This window comes from Peptidiphaga sp. (genome assembly GCF_057238965.1).
This window is the reverse complement of the sequence record NZ_DBHHEV010000048.1, coordinates 1-1,510: the sequence shown is the minus strand read 5'-3', so window position 1 is coordinate 1,510 and position 1,510 is coordinate 1. Positions and strand designations below refer to the sequence as shown.

The window sequence follows — 1,510 nt, the reverse complement described above, 5'->3', positions numbered from 1 at the left end:
AGCCGCAACGAGAGAGCCGGCAAAGCCCTCCCAAGACTTCTTGGGCGAGACGGACGGGCTCATCGGATGGCGTCCCCACAGCACGCCGAATGCCCAACCGCCGGTGTCGGAAAAGGCGGGCATGAGGACAAGCAGGGCCACCATCCACTCGGCTCGCGGAAGGCCTGCGAGCGCCACGGCGAAAGAGCCCAGCAGGCCGACCCATCCCAGGGCGAAAACGGCGGCTGCGGCGTCGCCGGACCAGGAGCCCGGGCTCCTCCCCCTTTCCGCCCAGCGCCAGAAAATGACCGCGACGGCTGCCACGCAGTATGCGGCAAGCCCGGCGAGCGGGCCTCTCGCCCACGTCGCGCCGACCACCGTGAGGATCCCGCACCACAGGGGCAGCAGGGGAATGCGGCGCCCCTTGTTGAGAAATGCCCCGGCGACTTCCCACAGAGCCACGCACAAGGCGGCGGCCACGAGCACGACGAAGACCTCTATGCGCCACAGGACGCTGAAAGCAACGAGGCCCAAAAGCCCAAAGGCCACGGGGACCGCCGCTTTGAGATTCCTTCCAGCTTTAGACGCCGACGGCTCGGGCGGCTTGGGCGGGTGGGGCGCCAGCCGAGACGTCAGATTGCGCAACTCGCCCATCGTCGTCTCAGACCTCGAGGAGTTCCTTTTCCTTGCCTTCGAGCACTTTGTCCACCTGCTCGACGTGGCGCTTCGTCAACCCGTCGAGCTTCTCCTCGGCGCGCTTGACGTCGTCTTCGCCGGCGTCGCCGTCCTTCTTGATCTTGTCGAGGGTTTCCTTGGCCTTGCGGCGAATCCCTCGAATGGCTACGCGCGCCTCCTCAGCCTTGTTCTTAGCGAGCTTGACGTAATCGCGGCGTCGCTCTTCCGTGAGAGCGGGAAGGACGACGCGGATCAGATTGCCGTCGTCGGTGGGGTTGACTCCCAGATCGGACTCGCGCAGGGCCTTGTCTATGGACGCCATGGCCGACCGGTCGAAAGGAGTGATCAAAACAGTGCGCGCCTCGGGAATCGCAATGGTTCCCAGCTGCTGCAAGGGGGTCGGCGCACCGTAATAGTCGACGAGGATCGCGTTGAACATCGCGGCATTGGCTCTGCCTGAGCGGATGCCGCTGAATTCATTGCGCGCGACCTCGACGGTCTTTTCCATTTTTTCCTCGGCTTCGAGGAGCGTCTCGTCAATCATGGTTGTCCTTTTCTGCTCGAAAGCTGACCAAGCGCTATCTGGATGCCGATACAAGCGTACCGATCTTTTCGCCTCGCAGTGCGCGCGTGACGTTGGTGGACTCGCCCATTCCGAACACCCGCATGGCCACGTCGTTGTCTTGGCACAGCGAGAAGGCCGCGGCGTCGACCACCCTCAAACCCTGTGAAATCGCCTGTTCGTAGGTGATGAAATCCAGTTTGACCGCATTGGGATTCGTCTTCGGATCCGCGGTGTAGACTCCGTCGACGCCGTTCTTTCCGACGAGGATCTCGTCGCAGTGAAGCTCGGCCG

Annotated in this window: 3 protein-coding genes; all 3 read right to left on the bottom strand. The window is 63.4% G+C overall.

Features of this window, described 5'->3' with window-relative positions; translation table 11 throughout:
• On the bottom strand, positions 1-633 hold a 633-nt coding region (locus tag ACO48X_RS06915; protein WP_485001365.1), incomplete at its 3' end, for a phosphatidate cytidylyltransferase.
• A 7-nt stretch (positions 634-640) separates the two neighbouring features.
• Positions 641-1,198: a ribosome recycling factor gene (gene frr, locus ACO48X_RS06910; protein WP_485001364.1), complete on the bottom strand. Its 558-nt coding sequence runs from the start codon at positions 1,196-1,198 to the stop codon at positions 641-643.
• A gap of 34 nt (positions 1,199-1,232) precedes the next feature.
• A partial coding sequence (locus ACO48X_RS06905; RefSeq protein ID WP_485001363.1) for an amino acid kinase family protein occupies positions 1,233-1,510 on the bottom strand: 278 nt, incomplete at its 5' end.

Bases quoted from the DNA above. Each gene is read 5' to 3' on its own strand.
- frr (WP_485001364.1), bottom strand. From the start codon at position 1,198: ATGATTGACGAGACGCTCCTCGAAGCCGAGGAAAAAATGGAAAAGACC.